This window comes from Yoonia sp. R2331 (assembly GCF_041103235.1).
GTDB lineage: Bacteria > Pseudomonadota > Alphaproteobacteria > Rhodobacterales > Rhodobacteraceae > CANMYO01.
This window is the reverse complement of sequence record NZ_JBGCUN010000001.1, coordinates 2,109,400-2,126,118: the sequence shown is the minus strand read 5'-3', so window position 1 is coordinate 2,126,118 and position 16,719 is coordinate 2,109,400. Positions and strand designations below refer to the sequence as shown.

Sequence of the window (16,719 nt, the reverse complement as noted above, 5' to 3'; positions counted from 1 at the left end):
GCGTCCTCAAACCGTGTCGAGGTATAGTTCTAGCTGCTGCTCAGGGGTCAGTTCGCGCAAGTATTGCAACTCTTGCCGTTTGGTCATCACCAGATTGTCGATCAACATCTGCGGAAAGATGCGCCGCGCGATGGTGCTGGCCTCAAATGCGTCAATCGACCCTTCCCAAGTGCTGGGGATCTGCGGCAGCTTTTGGTCATAGGCGTTGCCGGTGATCGGCGGCGGCGGGGTCAGCGCATCCTCGATCCCCACAAGGGCAGAGCCAAGGACAGCGGCCAGAAACAGATAGGGGTTCACATCACCCCCCGCCACGCGGTGCTCAACCCGGCGCGCGGCCAGATTGCCCCCCGGTACGCGGACGCTGGCAGTGCGGTTTTCATAGGCCCAGCAAATGCCAGTGGGCGCATGGCTGTCTGGCACCAGCCGGTCATAGCTATTGCCGTGGGGGGCAAAGATCAGCGCCAAATCGGGAATGCCCGCAAGGCAACCGCCAATGGCGTTACGCAGCATCGCGCTGCCTTCATGGGTGCCATTGGCCAGCAGATTGTTGCCCTCTGCGTCGACCACCGAAAAATGGGTGTGCAACCCATTGCCCGCATGATCGGCATAGGGTTTGGCCATGAAACTGGCGGCCATGCCGTGTTTACGGGCCAGCCCACGCACCAGCATCTTGAAGAACCAGGCATCATCCGCCGCCTTCAGCGCATCCGGCACATGTTCGATGTTGATCTCGAACTGGCCCAGGCCCACCTCTGAAATGGCGGCCTCTGCAGGGATATCCATCTGCTCGCAGGCGTCATAAAGGTCGTTGAAAAAGTTATCAAAAGCATCCAGCGCCCGTAGGCTCAGGATTTCTGCGCCGGGCCGCCGCTTGCCAGACCTTGGACTGCGCGGCTGGCGGATTTCGCGACCAGAATCGTCAACCAGATAGAACTCCATCTCGGTTGCGACAACGGGGGTCAGTCCACGTTCCTTGTAGCGCGCGACGACGGCGGCCAGCGCATGGCGCGGGTCGCCGGGAAAGACGGTGCCATCTTCGTAATACATCCACAGCGGCAGCAGGACCGACGGGGTATCCAGCCAGGGCATCGGCACATAGCCACGCTCGGTTGGCATCAGCACGCCATCGGGATCGCCTGTTTCATAGACCAATGGGCTGTCGTCGATATCCTCGCCCCAGATGTCCAAATTCAGCACCGACAGTGGAAACCGCGTGCCTTCTTGTTCCAGCTTGCCTGCAAACCGGCGCGGGACGCGCTTGCCACGGGCCTGACCGTTCAGGTCTGCCGCACCACAACGGACGTTGCGCACATTGGGGTAGTCGTCCAGCCAACTCATGATCTTACCTGTCTTGGGTCGGGCAAGCTTTGCCCGTTTCCACAGCGTTTGGCCAGTGGGATCAGCGGATCAGGTTCGGGCGCAGCTTGATCTTGGCGCGGGTCTCTTGCGGCAGATGCCGGTTCAGCCGCGCGTTGATCAGACCGAACATGCCAATCACCACCAGTGTCAGCAGAATGAAATACCCCGCAAGGATCGGGTAGGGGATGAAGGGGTTGAATGTCTTGTCGGCAAAGTAGTTCGCGTAATACAGCGCATCACCCCGTTGCTGCGTGGCCGGGAACCCGCTGAAATAGACCAGCGTGGTGGCGTGAAACAAAAAAATCGCCTCGTTGGTGTAGGCGGGCCAGCCAAGCCGCAGCATCGTGGGCCAGATCACCCTGCGGAACCGGGACCAGCCGGACATGCCATAGGCGTCTGCGGCCTCCGTATCGCCTTTGGGGATCGACAGCAGCGCGCCGTAAAAGATCTCTGCCGAATAAGCGGCGGTGTTCAGGATCAGCACCACCAGCGCGCCATAGGCGGCGGATGTCAGCGGGCTGAAGAATGGCCAGACGCCCTTGAGCGACAGGAATAGGAAATAGGCAAAGAAGAACTGGATAAACAGCGGCGAGCCTCGGAACACAAAGATGAACCATTCAGAGGCCTTGCGGATCGCGCGGTTGCCGCTGGCCTTGCCCACGGCCACGGCGGTCGCCAGCGCAAAGCCAATCAGCAGCGCGCAGATGCCGAAGTAGATATTCCAGATCATGCCCGACCCGATCAGCGTGAACTGCTGGCAAAGGGTGAAATCGCCCCGTGGCAGCAGGCGTTCGCCGATGCCAATGGACCGCAGCGCGTAGTCCGCGAATGTCTGTGCGCAACTCATGCCCGTCGCTCCCGCAGGGTGCGACGTGTGCGCGAAAGCGTTTGCGCAGCAAATGCGTGCGGCACCCGGATGCTGTGCTGGGCGCAACTCATGCCGCGGCCTTTCTCTGCGCTTCGCCGCCTGCGGTGGCCTGGCCGCGTGTCAGGCGGGTCATGATCCGGTCAAGGACGACCTCGCTGACCTTGGTGAAGCACAGATAGAACACCAGCAGAAACAGGAAATACCACATGCGCCAGTCGCCATGCGGGTAGTCGGTGAACTGCGGCGTCTTCTGCCCGCCCAATTCGCGCGCCCAATAGACGATATCCTCGACCCCCAGCAGAAACAGCAGCGGCGTGGCCTTGATCAGCACCATCCACAGGTTGCTTAGACCGGGCAGGGCATAGACCCACATCTGCGGGATCAACACCCGGCGGGTCACCTGTTTGCGGGTCATGCCATAAGCCTCTGCCGTTTCAAGCTGCGCCCGCGGCACAGCGCGCATCGCGCCAAACAACACATTCGCCGCAAAGGCGCCAAAGACGATGGCAAAGGTCAGCACCGCCAGCGCAAAGCCATAAGTCTCATGCACCCATTGCGGCGCATTGCCCAACGGCAGCTTCGCTGCCTGACAGACGACAAAATCGCTGCCCTGTCGCACCGGTTCTTCCCAGTCGGGGCATTTCACGCGGTGGCGTAGATATTCAAACGCCTGATCCAGCGCGATGACGAAGAACAGGAAAAAGGCGATGTCCGGCACGCCGCGCACAATCGCGATATAGCCCTTGCCGAACCAGCGCAGCGGCGCGATCTGGCTGCGCGCGGCCGAGGCCCCGCCAAACCCGAATGCAAGTGCGGTCGGTGCAGTAATCGCCAACAATAACAAAACCGTACCGACCGAATAATACAGGTTCATGTGCTTACCCGTCGTCAGGTAGCAGCTGAGCCATTGCAGCCCCTCAAGGGCGGCGGGTTCGGTACAAAATGTAAAAATCTGAAGTTACCCCAATCAAAAGGGGCCGCGTTGCCGCGACCCCCAATGGTCTTATTCGAAGGTGCCCGATTCAGGCAGCCACTTGGTAATCAAAGCATTCAGCGACCCGTCTTCCTTCATGGACACGATGGCTGCGTTGAACTTTTCGCGCAGCTCGCCGTCGCTTTCGCGCAGGCCAAGGCCGATGCCGCCACCGATCAGCACTTCTTGCTCTACCAGCGACAGTTCTCCGTCGGCCTCTGCGACCGGCAACAAGAAGGCCTTGTCGGCCAGAACCGCGTCTGCTTCGCCGTTCTTAACCGCCGCGATGGTCTCATCAGGTGTTGCGAATTCCAGCAACGTCGCACCGGTCGACGCGATGTAAGACGCCTGAATGGTGCCTGCCTGTGCGGCGATCACACCGGTGGTCAGGTCGGTTGCGTCGTTCATGACCATATAGGCCGAAGGGTCAGGCAGGGTGTACTGCTCGGAAAAGTCGATGACTTCGTCGCGCTCATCGGTCACAGACATGCCCGCGATGATGACGTCATAGTTGCCCGACACCAGGTTGGGGATGATGCTGTCCCACTCGTTGGTGACCCATTCGCAGGTCAGCTCGGCGCGTGCGCACAGCTCATCGCCCAGCTCACGCTCGAACCCGTCAACTTCACCATCGTCGTTGAGGAAGTTATACGGAGGGTAAGCGCCCTCGGTTCCCATGCGCACAACCGAATGTGCATCGGCAAAGGCCGCACCAGCGGTCAGGGCAAGTGCAGCACTTGCCAGAATAAGGTTCTTCATTGTTGTCTCCCGTTTTGATCGCGGTCAGTGGTCCCGCGCTTGATGCTGCGCAGATTGTTGCGAATCTGCCTGTTTTACAAGGGGCTAGATGTTGTGCCGCTTGCCCTAGCGTCAAGGCAGCGGACCGGTCTGATAAAGCCGCACTTTCAGCCCCCCATGCGCGATCACCGGACCAGAATCGCCAAAGGGCAGCCCCATCGCGCGGGCGAGACCCGGCTCGCTGGTCACCACACCAACGCGCCAACCTGCAAAGCGGGTTTTCAGCACCTCTCCAAGCCCGGCATAAAGCCCATACAGCATGTGTTTCTTGCCAATCCGGCCACCATAGGGCGGGTTGATGATGACAAGCCCCCTTGGCCCGTCTGGCGGCTGCAAATCGCTGAACGGTTGACAGACGAACCGGGTCAGGTCGGCCACGCCCGCGCGTTCGGCGTTCTGGCCCGCCATCTGGGTGGCCCCCTGATCCCGGTCTGATCCATAAAATGCGATGCCCGAAACAGGGCGGGGTGACATCCCGGCCTTGAGGTCGGCAAACCCCGCCGCATCAAAAGTGGCCAACTGCATAAAGGCAAACGCGCGGCTGCGTCCGGGCCACAGGCCACGCGCCATTTCGGCCGCTTCGATCACAAAGGTGCCAGAGCCGCACATCGGGTCCACCACCGGCTCTGTCCCGTCATAGCCACAGCGCCGCAGCATCAGCGCGGCCAGTGTTTCGCGCATCGGGGCCTTGTTGACGGCAACCTTGTGGCCGCGCTTGTGCAGGCTCTCGCCGCTGGTATCGACGCTGATCGTCACTCGGTTGTCATCAATGCGGACCTTGATCTGCACCGGCGCGTCAGCTTCGACACGAAAGCCATTGTCTTTTAACGCCTTTTCGATCCGCTGGGTGGCCGCCCCCGCATGGTAAATCTTCGACTTGCGGCTGGTCACCTCGACCCGCACCGGCACATCCACGCGCAGGACCGCCGCCCAGTCGAACTTGGTCGCGCGCTTGTCCAGTTGCGCCAGATGGAACGCCATAAAACTGCCAACCCGCGCCAACACCCGCGTCGCCCCGCGGCACTGCAGATTGGCACGCCAGACATCAGGCCAATTGCCGTCGATTACTACGCCACCCGGCACGCCGGATGCGGCAAACCCCAGCGCCTGCGCCTCGGCCAATAGCGCATCATCCAGCCCCGGTGTGCCGGTCAGGAAAATCTCGAAATCAACCATGTCAGGCTGGCACGGTGGCCGACAAGAAGCCGCGCAGACGCTCGGACTGCGGGTTGCCAAACAGATCGGCAGGCGCGCCTTCTTCCTCGATCTTGCCCTGATGCAGGAACACCATGTGGTCGCTGACATCATGGGCCAGACGCATGTCGTGGGTGACGATCAGCATCGTGCGGCCTTCCTCGGCCAATGCCTTGATGACCTTGACCACCTCTTGTTCCAATTCAGGGTCCAGCGCGCTGGTCGGTTCATCAAAGAGCAGCGCCTTGGGTTCCATACACAGCGCACGGGCAATCGCCGCGCGCTGCTGCTGGCCTCCGGACAATTGCGCGGGGTAGACGTCGCATTTGTCACCGATGCCCACCTTGGCAAGATAGCCGCGCGCCTTGTCCTCAACCTCGGCCCGGTCGCGGCCCAGCACGGTGACGGGTGCCTCCATCACGTTCTGCAAAATCGTCATGTGCGCCCACAGATTGAACTGCTGGAACACCATCGACAGGTTGGTGCGAATGCGGATCATCTGAGCCTTGTCAGCGGGGTGCCGCGACATGCCGGACCCTTTCCACAACACCGGTTCGCCGCAGAAGACGACCTCGCCCTGTTGACTGTCCTCCAGCAGGTTGGCGCAGCGCAGCAGGGTGGATTTGCCCGACCCCGAGGACCCGATCAGCGACACGACATGCCCCTGCGGCGCGCTGATATCAACGCCCTTGAGCACCTCAAGCGCCCCATAGGCCTTGTGCAGACCACGAATTTCAATCACCGGCGATGTCATGACGGTCCCTTCTGTGTTCGGGCGAGTAGGGCGCAGTTAGCCCGGAAATGCAACGCCTTCGGCAATGGTGATGTCATAAGCGGCGTCGGGCAGGCGGATCACATCGCGCAGGCCCAGCACCGCACGGTCCTCCGTGGCAAGTGCGGCAATCGCTTGCTTGATCGCCGCAAGAAACGGCGCGGGATCGGCACCCTTGCGGGTGACAAGGCTTTGCCCCGGCACCGGCCGCGTGCGGTGCACAACGCGGCAGGCGCGGGCGGCGGGCAGATCCTGCTGCTGCATCCAAAAGGTATGCGCGTCGACAAAACAGAAATCAGCCGTGCCATCGGCCACACGCTGCACGCTGACATCATGCGCGCCGGTGATCTCGGGCTCTGGCAATCTCAATCCAATGCGATTGGCAAAGTTTCGGCCCGCGCCATAACCCGACTGCGAATGCCGCGCGTTGGCAACAAACCGACTTTGAAAGAGCGCGGCTGTGTCGCGCGGGTCATCGGCGCGCGCCAACATCACCGCATTGAAAAACCCCGGCGGGCACGTATCCACGCCATAGTCGCTGGCCCCGATCAGGGTCAGCTGCTCCTCGAACCGCAGCTTCCACGGCAACACGCAAATCTGCCCCAGCACCAGATCGTCGCGCGCCCAGCTGTCGCGATACAGCACATCGCGGCTCAGGCCATCTGGCGCATCAATTCCACGGTCACGCAGCCCTTCGCGGATCGCCGCCCACAAACGGTCATGCGCCGCAGCATTGGCCGGGCGGTCGTACATCGGCAGGCAGGCAATCATTGCTCGGATTCGATCCTGCGTCGCGCGGCGTTGCTGTCCTGATCGGTCACACCCAACATCGGGGCCACCATGCGCATCAGGCTGTTTTCCTCGTCATCTCGCTTGCCGTCTGCCAGCACCACCTGCCACATGGCCGCGATCACGCCCAGGCGATCCTCGTAAGCGACCGCATCCTTGATCGCGCGGGTAAAGCGCACGGTGTCAGGGGCTTCGGATTCCAGCACTTCGCAATCGGCCAGCAGCGCGCTGGCATCGGGCAGGGCATACCGCTGCGCAAGGATCGCCTTGATCCGTGCCTTCTCATCGGCATCGAAATACCCGTCTGCGCGGGCCAGCCGCACCAGCAGCGCACCAAGGGCCAGCCTTGCATCATCATCTTGCAACGGGGCAGGGGTCGGGGCGGTTAACCGCTTGAGGAAATCACCAAACATGGTGTCGATATAGGACCATCAACTCAGTTGATCCACCCCATCAAACAACAGCGTATCCAGCGCAATCCCGTCGGGATCGGCATTGGTCAGCACCAACCCGGCAATATCGCGCAGGCCACCTTGGCGGGTGAAGGCATAGACCGCCTCTGACAGTGGTTCCAATTCGGCGGTGTCGATCAGGCTGCCGTCGCGCCGTAGGAACAGCACGGTCGCCGCGCCACCTTCGCCGCCGCGAATATCAAACCGCACCGCAACCTGATCGCGATCAAACAGCACCGCCAGCGCGCCTTCGCCCGTCGCTTCGCGCTTGGGGTATCCCGCAGGTCCATCACCAGACAGCACCGCCGTATCAGCAAGCCGGATCACAGTCATGTTCTGGGTCTCCGCCCCCGGTAACAGCTGCAAAGGCGCCAATGGCGGCCCCTCGACCCGGTCAAAACCACCCTCGTTGCGCAAAAGCTGACCGGCAAACCGCTCGCCGATCTGCACACCATCCAGCATCATCAGCCCATGCACCTGCCGGCCTGCGCCAAATCCGCTGGGCTGGTCGTCAAAGGTGACCTCGCGCGCAAAGAACTGGTCCTCGGCCGGGATCAGGCAAACAGGCCGGTCGCAGGCAAACGCGGGCAAAGGCAGAAAAAGCAGGATCAAACGCCACATAGGGCGCAGCATACCACGCAATCAGCTGCGCAGTGTCGCAAATTTCGCGGACAGCCAGGCCGCCTCTTTTTCAAACCCAAAAGGCGGGTTCAAAACGAACAACCCCGACCCGATCATCCCATGACCTTCGCGGGCCGGGGGAAAGCGGACCTCGTGCGCGACACCAGCAGGAAACCGGGCGCGCAGATCATCAACCATGCCGCGATGCGCACCGCTGGTCAGGATCGGATACCACAACACCAGAATGCCCACGTTCCAGCGCTTGTGCAGCTTGGCGAAAACGTCAGGGATCGTTTGATAATCCGTCTTCACCTCGAACGATGGATCACACAGCAACAGCCCCCGGCGCGGATCGGGCGGCGTGCGGCTCAACGCTTCGGCAAAACCATCGCGGGCCACCACGGTCGTCGGATAAGGGGCCATCGCGGCGCGCAGGGCCTCGGCCTCTGCCGGGTGAAGCTCCGCAAGCGTCAGGTTGTCCTCGAACCGCAGCAACTCCGCCGCGAGCAGTGGCGAGCCGGGATAGGCATCCGCCCCATGCTCCGCCCGGACCTTGGCCAAAATGCGCGCATAAGGGTGATCGGCGGCAAACCAATCGGCCACCTTTTCAATGCCCTGCGCCGCCTCGCCGGTCTTGACCGCCTCGGGTGCTGCCAGATCATACAGCGCCCGCCCCGCATGGGTCTCCAGATAGCTCAGGGGTTTGTCCTTGCGCGTCAGATAGGCCAGCATCCACGCCAGCAAGCTATGCTTGTGCACATCCGCAAGGTTCCCGGCGTGATAGAGATGTTGGTAAGACAGCATGATCTTGCTTTAGGGGGAAACAATCGCCACGCCAACCCTTGTTGCCGGGCCATAACCCTCTAGTTTAGCGGCAGAACAAAGGAACGCCCCATGCGTCATGCGATTCTCGCCCTTGTGCTGACTGGATCAGCCGCAACCGCCCAGGATGGACCTGCCGGCATCGCGTTTGAACTTGGGATCGGCGCACAGTCTGCGCCCGGTTACTTCGGGTCGGACAGCAATCAAACCGGTCCAACCGGCAGCTTCGCGCTTGACCGGTTCACCTTTGGCTCTTTGGGCACCAGCGGCGAAGACAAGACCGGCCTGGGGGTCACCGGGTCGTTCCGCTATATCGGCGCGCGCACGTCCGATGACTACGCCGAACTGACCGGCCTGAACGACATTGATGCCGCCCTCGAAGTGGGCGGCGGTGTCACCTACACCGGCCCCAATTTTGAAGTTTACGCCGTGGCCCGACGCGGGCTTGGCGGGCACGAAGGTTACGTGGGCGAGTTGGGTGGCGATCTGATCTTCTATCCATCTCAGGCTGTGACCCTGCGCGTCGGTCCCCGGCTTTTGGCTGGTGACGACGATTATGCTGGCACCTACTTTGGTGTGACCGCCGCCGAAGCCGCCGCCAGCAGCTTTTCCGCGTTCGAAGCATCGGGCGGTGCCATGTCGCGCGGGGTCGAGATCAGCGCAGATTATGCGCTTACGTCCGATTGGGGCCTGACCGGCACCCTGCGCTATGATGAATTGCTCAATGACGCCGCGCGCAGCCCGATCACCCAAAGCGCCGATCAGGTCACTGTTGGCCTTGTGGTCACGCGTGACTTTTCCTTCGGCTTCTGACGGTCCAGCTTCTTCTGGCTAAAAATATCCACGACGCCATCGCCCGCCAAATGGCGCTGCGTTATGGGCGGCGCGCCCCCCCGCCCCGCAGGGGCGCTGCCAAGCGCAATCTACACCAGACGCGAATTTTCCACCGCCGCTTTGACGAACCCTTCAAACAGCGGATGCGGCGCAAAGGGCTTTGACTTCAACTCGGGATGGAACTGCACCCCGATGAACCAGGGATGGTCCTGCCATTCCACGATCTCGGGCAGCTTCCCGTCCGGCGACATGCCAGAGAATTTCAGCCCGGCTTTCTCCAGCTTTTCGCGATACTTGATGTCCACCTCATAGCGGTGGCGATGCCGTTCCTCGATTGCGGTGCTCCCGTAAACCCCGGCCACCCGCGACCCTTCGGTCAGCGCGGCATCATAGGCCCCCAGCCGCATCGTCCCGCCCTTGTCGTCATCGGCCTTGCGCGCCACCAGATGGTTGCCCTGCACCCATTCTTTCAGGTGATAGACCACCGGTTCAAAGCGTTTGCGCCCGGCCTCATGGTCAAATTCCTCTGACCCGGCGTCCTTGATGCCCGCCACATTGCGTGCCGCTTCAATGACGGCCATCTGCATGCCCAGACAGATGCCCAGATAGGGCACATTCTTTTCGCGGGCGAATTGTGCGGCCTTGATCTTGCCTTCGGTGCCGCGCTCGCCAAAGCCGCCGGGGACCAGAATGGCGTGGAACCCCTCCAGATAGGGGGCGGCGTCTTCCTTGTCGAAAAGCTCCGCATCGACCCACTCGATCTTGACCTTCACGCGGTTGGCCATGCCGCCGTGGGTCAGCGCCTCGGCAATCGACTTATAGGCATCCTCAAGCTGGGTGTATTTGCCGACAATCGCGACCTTCACCTTACCTTCAGGGTTGTGAATGCGGTCATAGACATCGTGCCAGATGTCCAGCTTGGGCTGTGGTGCCGGGTTGATCTGGAAGGCATCCAGCACCGCCTGATCCAACCCCTGTTCGTGATAGGCCAATGGGGCCTCATAGATCGACTTCAGGTCATAAGCGGCGACCACTGCCTCTTTGCGCACGTTACAGAACAGCGCGATCTTCTCGCGCTCTTTTTCGGGGATCGGCTGTTCCGACCGGCAAACCAGAATGTCGGGTGCGATCCCGATGGACTGCAATTCCTTGACCGAGTGTTGCGTTGGCTTGGTCTTCAACTCGCCAGAGGCCGCCAGATAGGGCAACAGCGTCAGATGCATAAAAATGCACTGCCCGCGCGGCTTGTCATGGCTGAATTGACGGATCGCTTCAAAGAAGGGCAGCCCTTCAATGTCACCTACGGTGCCGCCGATTTCACACAGCATGAAATCCACGTCATCTTCGCCGATACTGATGAAATCCTTGATCTGGTTGGTCACATGCGGAACCACCTGAATGGTTTTTCCCAGATAATCGCCGCGCCGTTCCTTTTCCAGCACGTCGGAATAGATCCGTCCCGAACTGACCGAATCTGTCTTGCTGGCAGGCACGCCCGTGAACCGCTCGTAATGGCCCAGATCCAAATCGGTCTCGGCCCCGTCATCGGTGACAAACACCTCACCATGCTCGAACGGGGACATCGTGCCGGGATCGACGTTCAAATAGGGATCAAGCTTGCGCAGCCGCACCGAATAGCCCCGTGCCTGCAACAGCGACCCCAACGCCGCAGAGGCCAGCCCCTTGCCCAAAGAAGACACAACACCGCCGGTGATAAAGATAAAACGCGCCATTGTTTTTGAGGCTCCCGTGCCAAATCTTAACTGGGTGCGACCCTTTGGGTTCGCATCTCCACGGGGTTTAAGAATAGCCGGATTCGGCCATGTTGCGCAACCCGTGAACGCAACATCCTGTGGCCGAAATCACGATACCGGCCACAACTTGTGTCTTTTGAAGGGCTTAGTTGCCCGACGGCACCAAGGGTGCATCGCCGTCAGATGGCGGCAGCAAGTTCTCACCCAGATCAGGCGTTGCAGGCGCAGAGGCTGGTGCATCCGTCAACCGGTCAAGGACCGAAGCACCCGCAGACTTTTCAGCCGCAATGATGGTCAGCGCGATGGATGTCGCGATAAACCCGATCGCCAGGATCCATGTGAATTTGCCCATCGCCGTGGCCGCAGGCCGCGCGCCCGCAGCACCGCCACTGCCGCCAATGCCCAAACCGCCACCTTCAGAGCGCTGCAACAACACGGCGCCAATCAGGCTCAACGCCAGAATCAGGTGGATGACAAGGACAACGTTTTCCATTGCGGGGCCTTTCAGGGCATGCGGGAACGCTGGGTATCTAATGGCCCGCGCGGCATGTCGCAACCCTCAAATGCGGCACTCAGGCGTCAACGTCATCCACATCAGCCTGGCCCGACAGGCGACGGCGCACAATCGACCACGACAGGCCCACGGCCAGAACCAGCGAGAGCACGACAATCGCGATCCAGGTGTTGATGGTGGGGTTTTCCAGATTGATCCAGCCAAAGTCATAGAGCACCCAAATCAGCGTGCCCAACACCGCAAGAATCAGCAGCATGCCAAACAGGCCAATCGACCGCAGCGTCGCGCGCAGATAGATGATGTAACCTACCAGCAGCACCAGACCGAACAGCACCGTCAGCGGCAGCTGACTGTCCCAGTTCTGCATCCCCCAGCGCAGCAGATTCCACTGTGTCGGGTTATAGGTCGCCGCCAGCAAGCCAAACGCAAACACCCACCTGATCGCAAACCCCATGCCGCACCTCACTTGTTTTGCCGCATTTGACCGTCCCCATGTCAGGCTGTCCACCTGATTTTGCGGTTTCGCCCCCGCAGGACTGCGACTATAGAGGCGCTCGGGTTTTCCGCATCAAAGGGCAGTAAAATGGCAAATGTGGTGGTGGTCGGCGCGCAGTGGGGCGACGAGGGCAAAGGCAAGATCGTGGACTGGCTATCCGAGCGGGCCGATGTGATTGCGCGCTTTCAGGGGGGCCATAACGCAGGCCACACGCTGGTGATCGGCGAGGCTGTCTACAAACTGCATGCGCTGCCCTCTGGTGTGGTGCGTGGCGGCAAGCTGTCGGTGATCGGCAACGGCGTGGTGCTGGACCCTTGGCACCTGCTCAAAGAGATTGAGACGATCCGCGCGCAGGGGGTCGAGATTTCGCCCCAGTCCCTGATGATCGCAGAAAATACCCCCCTTATCCTGCCGATCCACGGTGAACTTGACCGCGCCCGGGAAGAGGCGGCGTCCAAGGGCACCAAGATCGGCACCACAGGGCGGGGCATCGGTCCGGCTTACGAAGACAAGGTGGGGCGCCGCTCTGTGCGCGTGGCTGACCTTGCCGATCCGGCAACGCTCGAGGCGCGCGTGGACCGCGCCTTGCAACATCACGATCCACTCCGCAAAGGGTTGGGGATCACGCCTGTTGACCGCGAAGCCCTTCTTTACGCGTTGCGCGAGATTGCGCCGCAGATCCTAGCCTATGCAGCGCCTGTCTGGAAGGTGCTGAATGAAAAGCGCAAGGCAGGCAAACGCATCCTCTTTGAAGGCGCACAGGGCGCGCTCTTGGATATTGATTTTGGCACCTATCCTTTCGTGACCTCTTCCAATGTGATCGCAGGGCAGGCGGCCACTGGGACGGGCATCGGACCTGGGTCGATTGACTTCGTGCTGGGCATCGTCAAAGCCTACACCACCCGCGTGGGTGAAGGGCCGTTCCCGACCGAGTTGGAGGACGCCGATGGTCAACGTCTCGGCGAGCGCGGCCATGAATTTGGCACCACCACGGGCCGCAAGCGGCGCTGTGGCTGGTTTGATGCAGCCCTTGTGCGCCAGACTTGCGCGACCTCTGGCGTCAACGGGATTTCGCTGACCAAGCTCGATGTGCTCGACGGGTTTGAGACGCTCAAGATCTGTACCGGCTACATGCTGGACGGTGAGGCTCTGGATTATCTGCCAACTGCCGCCGACCAGCAGGCGCGCTGCACCCCGATCTATGAAGACATCGCAGGCTGGACGGAATCAACCGAAGGGGCGCGGTCCTGGGCGGATTTGCCAGCACAGGCGATCAAATATGTACGCCGGATCGAAGAGCTGATCCAGTGTCCCGTGGCGCTCGTATCCACATCACCTGAACGCGATGACACGATCCTTGTGACGGACCCCTTTGCCGACTGATGTTTGACTTTTCCCGCCTTTCTTACAAATCCCGCAAGCGCTGGGCGCTGGTGGTGCTTGTGGTGGGTATGCCGACCTATGTCGTGGCGGTTGTGACGGCGATCAACTGGCTTTATCCCGATCCCGCGCAAAAGGTGTCACTTTGGGTCGAGCTTGCAATCTATATCGGTCTGGGGTTGCTGTGGACATTGCCGTTTCGTGGCCTTTTCAAAGGGATCGGCCAGCCTGACCCCGACGCGCCCGACGACGAAGGCTGATCCAAAGGCGCAGCCCCTGTGGGGGCTGCACGACATGTCTGCCGCCTCTTGCGACCGTCGGTCCCTGATCGCTTTGTCGCGCTGATTTGCAAAGGAAAAAGGCGAAGGTTGCCCTTCGCCTTTCGCGCACAGTCAGATCGTTGATCGTCAGATCAGCCTGCCTTTTGTTCCGGCTTGAACCGGGTTTCTTCCGACACCTGAAAGCGTCCGTTTCCGGCCTTATTGATCCGGCCCTGACGCAGCAGCGTGCCAAAGGACCGCAGCCCATCTTCGCGGCTGAACCCGGTCTCGCTGGTGGCTTGCACCTTTTTCATGATCTGCGGGCGGGAAAAGTCATCGGACCCTTCGACATAGGCCGTGTAAGCCGCGGCGGCTTCCAGCAGATCGGGCAGGTCAACCGCGCCCATTTCCTCGGCAAAGGTGGCAAAGCTGTCGGCGTCCGTTTCCGTGACCGGTGTTGCCATCGACACGCGGCGTGGTTGCACCGGGCCGCTGTCGGATGCGGGCGTTGTGTCTACGCGTTGCGAGGCCACCAGTTTCAGCGGGGCAGGGCGCGGGCGTTCGCTGCGCGCCTCTGTGCTGGCCGAACGTGCGGCGCGGCGCGGCAGAACCACTTTGTTCAGGTCCTCGCGGAACGCGTCTTCCTGTGGCTTTGCATCATCGGCGTTGTCGCCCAACTGGCGCGCGGCCTCTGTCGCGGCCACAGCGGCTTTGAGCTGTGCAATGGCGGCACGGCGGCGGCTGCTTTCAGGGTTCGACAGTTCTTCGTCGGCCTGTTCCATAATCCGGGACATTGCAGCGTCGTCGTTTTCGGGCAATGTGTTCCGAGGCGCCCGCTCTTCTGTAACAGCAGCCTCGTCTTCAACAGCAACCTCGTCTTCAACTGTCGCCTCTTCAGTTTCCAGCTCTGCCTCGGCGGTGTCCGCGCCTTCCATGTCGTCGTCAAAATCCGCATTTTCCGCAGCGTCTGCAAAGTCGCTTAGTGCTTCTTGCAGGTCAGCCTCGGCTTCTGCGCTCAACGCGTCATCGTCTTCCTCCGGTGCATCTTCCAGCGCATCTGCAAAAGGCGAGGCCACTGCGGTTGCGTCTTCTTCTTCGGCCTGGGCGATATCCGACATCACATCAGCCATCAGATCGTCGTCAGCTTGCGCCGCCTCTGATGCGGCCGCGATGGCCTCTGCGTCAGATGTGTCGGTGTCCGATGGTGTTTCCGACGGTGTTTCTGTCGTGGTAGAGATTGGCGAGACCCGTTTGGCCACGCGCAGGATGCGCGCCCGCAAGGTGGGTTTTGCCACGGGCTCTTCGGCAACTTCAGCCGCGTCATCCTCTGTGTTGTCGTCTGCAATCTCATCGCCCGCATCTGCGCCAACCGGCGCGATGGTGACATCGTCAGGCACGGATGCGCCCGCCCGTTCAAGGTTGCGTAGCACGGCGGTGATCTGTGCATCGGTTTCGTCCGGTGCGTCATGCGCCGCATCGGACGTCACGGCCTCGGCTTCGGTCTCGGCCATCTCGGGTGCATCAGCCGCGTCCGCCGCTGGTGCGTCGGACAGAAATGCCGCGATGGCAGCACTGGAATCCTGGACCTCATCTTCGGCCTCGTCCTCGAACGTCATATCGTCGAGGTTGATGTCTTCGGATGCGACGGCTTCGTCTGCCAGATCGTCCTCGACGGCTTGCAAGTCTTCAGCCGCAACGTCCAGTTCCTCAGCCTCAGCCTCAGCCTCAGCCTCAGCCTCAGCCTCAGCCTCAGCCTCAACTTCGACCTCAACTTCGGCAGCCTCAACGTCGCGCTCAGTTTCGGCGGCTTCGTCCTCGGCCTCAAATTCAGCGGCCTCCGTGGCGTCGTCTTCTGCAACGGCATCAAGGTCGGGCTGATCATCATCTGTATCAGCCGCAGGCGCGCTTTCCTCCGCATCCAACGCGGCGATGTCTTCTGCGATGTCCATGTCGATGGCCACATCTTCCGTGGTCTCGACCTCAGCGACATCTGCCTCCACATCGACTTCGGCGTCAAATGCCTCTGTCAGATCTTCGGCATAAGCCTCTTCTTCGGTATCGGATTGCCCCACAACGGCGCGGATGCGCTGCAGTTTGGCGGCGACGCTGCCGGGATCGGGGTGTGCCGGGGCCTCGGTCGGGGCCTCAAATACAGCCACCTCCGCGTCCTGCTCTGGCTCATGTTCGTCCGACTGGGCAAAGAAAGCCTCTGCTGCGGTCGGCTCGGCTTCCACCTCTGCGACGGACGCCTCTGCGGTCATCGGCTCTGCTGCGGCGACAACAGGTTCCACGATCTCAGCCGGTGCCGCGTCCGTGGCAACCTCGACCACAGCCTCAGCCTCAGCCTCGTCCTGGCCCATGTCGGCCAGATCAGCCATGTCAGGGGCTGCGGCAGGGCGCTGCGGCTCTGGCGGCATGGCGGGGTCAACAACTGCCAACGCGGGAGCAGACGCGCGCAAATGGATCCCGTCTTCGGTCGTCTTCGCCTCAACCCGGCGCGCAATTTCGCGCTCTGCGATGCGGCCCAGCATTTCGACGTCCGGCGTCGGCGGCTCTGCACCAAAATAGCGGTCATCCGCTGCCAGATCGCGAAAATACTCTGCGATCGCCTTCATTGTGGAAAAGGAATCATCAAATCCTTCCAACGTGCACGAAAAGGTGCCGTATGAAACGGTGAGGATTTTGCTCGACTCAACCATGATTTTGCTCGCTTTCTTTCATGCCCAGTGACACCTTGTTCACCAACAATTGGTTCTCAACCGGGAACGGCTTCATGATATCTTTGGGATCATTTCGTGACGAGAATAAGATTTGTCGCCAAAACGCGAACAAT

Annotated in this window: 17 protein-coding genes; 3 read left to right on the top strand and 14 right to left on the bottom strand. The window is 61.1% G+C overall.

Annotated elements, in window-relative coordinates; all coding sequences use genetic code 11:
• Positions 1 to 6: 6 nt before the first annotated feature.
• The 10 genes from AB3Y40_RS10940 to rlmJ all read right to left on the bottom strand — a co-directional run bounded on the left by AB3Y40_RS10940 (position 7) and on the right by rlmJ (position 8,630).
• A complete protein-coding gene (locus AB3Y40_RS10940) occupies positions 7 to 1,338 on the bottom strand; it encodes a glutamine synthetase family protein (RefSeq protein ID WP_369438819.1) in 1,332 nt (443 codons plus the stop codon).
• Between the two features lie 61 nt (positions 1,339 to 1,399).
• A complete protein-coding gene (locus tag AB3Y40_RS10935; protein ID WP_369438818.1) occupies positions 1,400 to 2,206 on the bottom strand; it encodes an ABC transporter permease in 807 nt (268 codons plus the stop codon).
• Between the two features lie 88 nt (positions 2,207 to 2,294).
• Positions 2,295 to 3,179 carry an ABC transporter permease gene (locus AB3Y40_RS10930; protein WP_369439641.1) on the bottom strand — a complete coding sequence of 295 codons (885 nt, stop codon included), beginning with the start codon at positions 3,177 to 3,179 and terminating at the stop codon, positions 2,295 to 2,297.
• 51 nt (positions 3,180 to 3,230) lie between these two features.
• Positions 3,231 to 3,959 carry a transporter substrate-binding domain-containing protein gene (locus tag AB3Y40_RS10925; protein WP_369438817.1) on the bottom strand — a complete coding sequence of 243 codons (729 nt, stop codon included), beginning with the start codon at positions 3,957 to 3,959 and terminating at the stop codon, positions 3,231 to 3,233.
• Between the two features lie 111 nt (positions 3,960 to 4,070).
• Positions 4,071 to 5,174, bottom strand: coding sequence for a THUMP domain-containing class I SAM-dependent RNA methyltransferase (locus tag AB3Y40_RS10920; protein WP_369438816.1), 1,104 nt, complete (start codon positions 5,172 to 5,174; stop codon positions 4,071 to 4,073).
• Between the two features lies 1 nt (position 5,175).
• A complete protein-coding gene (locus AB3Y40_RS10915; RefSeq protein ID WP_369438815.1) occupies positions 5,176 to 5,946 on the bottom strand; it encodes an ABC transporter ATP-binding protein in 771 nt (256 codons plus the stop codon).
• 36 nt (positions 5,947 to 5,982) lie between these two features.
• Positions 5,983 to 6,717, bottom strand: a complete 735-nt coding sequence (locus AB3Y40_RS10910; protein ID WP_369438814.1) for a phosphate/phosphite/phosphonate ABC transporter substrate-binding protein — start codon at positions 6,715 to 6,717, stop codon at positions 5,983 to 5,985.
• A 14-nt stretch (positions 6,718 to 6,731) separates the two neighbouring features.
• Positions 6,732 to 7,166: a tellurite resistance TerB family protein gene (locus AB3Y40_RS10905; protein WP_369438813.1), complete on the bottom strand. Its 435-nt coding sequence runs from the start codon at positions 7,164 to 7,166 to the stop codon at positions 6,732 to 6,734.
• A gap of 18 nt (positions 7,167 to 7,184) precedes the next feature.
• The gene (locus AB3Y40_RS10900) at positions 7,185 to 7,838 is read right to left on the bottom strand and encodes a hypothetical protein (RefSeq protein ID WP_369438812.1); all 654 of its coding nucleotides are present in this window, start codon (positions 7,836 to 7,838) and stop codon (positions 7,185 to 7,187) included.
• 9 nt (positions 7,839 to 7,847) lie between these two features.
• On the bottom strand, positions 7,848 to 8,630 hold the full coding sequence (gene rlmJ / locus AB3Y40_RS10895; RefSeq protein ID WP_369438811.1) for a 23S rRNA (adenine(2030)-N(6))-methyltransferase RlmJ: 783 nt from the start codon (positions 8,628 to 8,630) through the stop codon (positions 7,848 to 7,850).
• Between the two features lie 90 nt (positions 8,631 to 8,720).
• On the opposite strand from rlmJ, the gene AB3Y40_RS10890 reads away from it, so the two are divergent.
• The gene (locus AB3Y40_RS10890; RefSeq protein ID WP_369438810.1) at positions 8,721 to 9,461 is read left to right on the top strand and encodes a MipA/OmpV family protein; all 741 of its coding nucleotides are present in this window, start codon (positions 8,721 to 8,723) and stop codon (positions 9,459 to 9,461) included.
• 110 nt (positions 9,462 to 9,571) lie between these two features.
• Here the strand turns inward: AB3Y40_RS10890 and AB3Y40_RS10885 are convergent, their stop codons facing one another.
• The 3 genes from AB3Y40_RS10885 to AB3Y40_RS10875 all read right to left on the bottom strand — a co-directional run bounded on the left by AB3Y40_RS10885 (position 9,572) and on the right by AB3Y40_RS10875 (position 12,204).
• Positions 9,572 to 11,215, bottom strand: a complete 1,644-nt coding sequence (locus AB3Y40_RS10885) for a CTP synthase (RefSeq protein ID WP_369438809.1) — start codon at positions 11,213 to 11,215, stop codon at positions 9,572 to 9,574.
• Between the two features lie 166 nt (positions 11,216 to 11,381).
• On the bottom strand, positions 11,382 to 11,729 hold the full coding sequence (secG, locus tag AB3Y40_RS10880) for a preprotein translocase subunit SecG (RefSeq protein ID WP_369438808.1): 348 nt from the start codon (positions 11,727 to 11,729) through the stop codon (positions 11,382 to 11,384).
• Positions 11,730 to 11,808: 79 nt separating this feature from the next.
• On the bottom strand, positions 11,809 to 12,204 hold the full coding sequence (locus tag AB3Y40_RS10875; protein ID WP_369438807.1) for a DUF6524 family protein: 396 nt from the start codon (positions 12,202 to 12,204) through the stop codon (positions 11,809 to 11,811).
• Positions 12,205 to 12,333: 129 nt separating this feature from the next.
• Between AB3Y40_RS10875 and AB3Y40_RS10870 the strand changes: the two genes are divergently transcribed.
• Positions 12,334 to 13,629, top strand: a complete 1,296-nt coding sequence (locus tag AB3Y40_RS10870; RefSeq protein WP_369438806.1) for an adenylosuccinate synthase — start codon at positions 12,334 to 12,336, stop codon at positions 13,627 to 13,629.
• A complete protein-coding gene (locus AB3Y40_RS10865) occupies positions 13,629 to 13,886 on the top strand; it encodes a DUF2842 domain-containing protein (protein WP_369438805.1) in 258 nt (85 codons plus the stop codon). The genes AB3Y40_RS10870 and AB3Y40_RS10865 overlap by 1 nt, the downstream gene beginning before the upstream one ends.
• A 152-nt stretch (positions 13,887 to 14,038) precedes the next feature.
• Here AB3Y40_RS10865 and AB3Y40_RS10860 read toward each other — a convergent pair whose 3' ends face one another.
• Positions 14,039 to 16,501, bottom strand: a complete 2,463-nt coding sequence (locus AB3Y40_RS10860; protein ID WP_369438804.1) for a hypothetical protein — start codon at positions 16,499 to 16,501, stop codon at positions 14,039 to 14,041.
• Positions 16,502 to 16,719 lie beyond the last annotated feature (218 nt).

Excerpts from the sequence above, each read along its gene's own strand:
- AB3Y40_RS10940 (WP_369438819.1), bottom strand. The coding sequence starts at position 1,338 with ATGAGTTGGCTGGACGACTACCCCAATGTGCGCAACGTCCGTTGTGGT.
- AB3Y40_RS10935 (WP_369438818.1), bottom strand. The coding sequence starts at position 2,206 with ATGAGTTGCGCACAGACATTCGCGGACTACGCGCTGCGGTCCATTGGC.
- AB3Y40_RS10925 (WP_369438817.1), bottom strand. The coding sequence starts at position 3,959 with ATGAAGAACCTTATTCTGGCAAGTGCTGCACTTGCCCTGACCGCTGGT.
- AB3Y40_RS10920 (WP_369438816.1), bottom strand. The coding sequence starts at position 5,174 with ATGGTTGATTTCGAGATTTTCCTGACCGGCACACCGGGGCTGGATGAT.
- AB3Y40_RS10915 (WP_369438815.1), bottom strand. The coding sequence starts at position 5,946 with ATGACATCGCCGGTGATTGAAATTCGTGGTCTGCACAAGGCCTATGGG.
- AB3Y40_RS10910 (WP_369438814.1), bottom strand. The coding sequence starts at position 6,717 with ATGTACGACCGCCCGGCCAATGCTGCGGCGCATGACCGTTTGTGGGCG.
- AB3Y40_RS10905 (WP_369438813.1), bottom strand. The coding sequence starts at position 7,166 with ATGTTTGGTGATTTCCTCAAGCGGTTAACCGCCCCGACCCCTGCCCCG.
- AB3Y40_RS10900 (WP_369438812.1), bottom strand. The coding sequence starts at position 7,838 with ATGCTGCGCCCTATGTGGCGTTTGATCCTGCTTTTTCTGCCTTTGCCC.
- rlmJ (WP_369438811.1), bottom strand. The coding sequence starts at position 8,630 with ATGCTGTCTTACCAACATCTCTATCACGCCGGGAACCTTGCGGATGTG.
- AB3Y40_RS10890 (WP_369438810.1), top strand. The coding sequence starts at position 8,721 with ATGCGTCATGCGATTCTCGCCCTTGTGCTGACTGGATCAGCCGCAACC.
- AB3Y40_RS10885 (WP_369438809.1), bottom strand. The coding sequence starts at position 11,215 with ATGGCGCGTTTTATCTTTATCACCGGCGGTGTTGTGTCTTCTTTGGGC.
- secG (WP_369438808.1), bottom strand. The coding sequence starts at position 11,729 with ATGGAAAACGTTGTCCTTGTCATCCACCTGATTCTGGCGTTGAGCCTG.
- AB3Y40_RS10875 (WP_369438807.1), bottom strand. The coding sequence starts at position 12,204 with ATGGGGTTTGCGATCAGGTGGGTGTTTGCGTTTGGCTTGCTGGCGGCG.
- AB3Y40_RS10870 (WP_369438806.1), top strand. The coding sequence starts at position 12,334 with ATGGCAAATGTGGTGGTGGTCGGCGCGCAGTGGGGCGACGAGGGCAAA.
- AB3Y40_RS10865 (WP_369438805.1), top strand. The coding sequence starts at position 13,629 with ATGTTTGACTTTTCCCGCCTTTCTTACAAATCCCGCAAGCGCTGGGCG.
- AB3Y40_RS10860 (WP_369438804.1), bottom strand. The coding sequence starts at position 16,501 with ATGAAGGCGATCGCAGAGTATTTTCGCGATCTGGCAGCGGATGACCGC.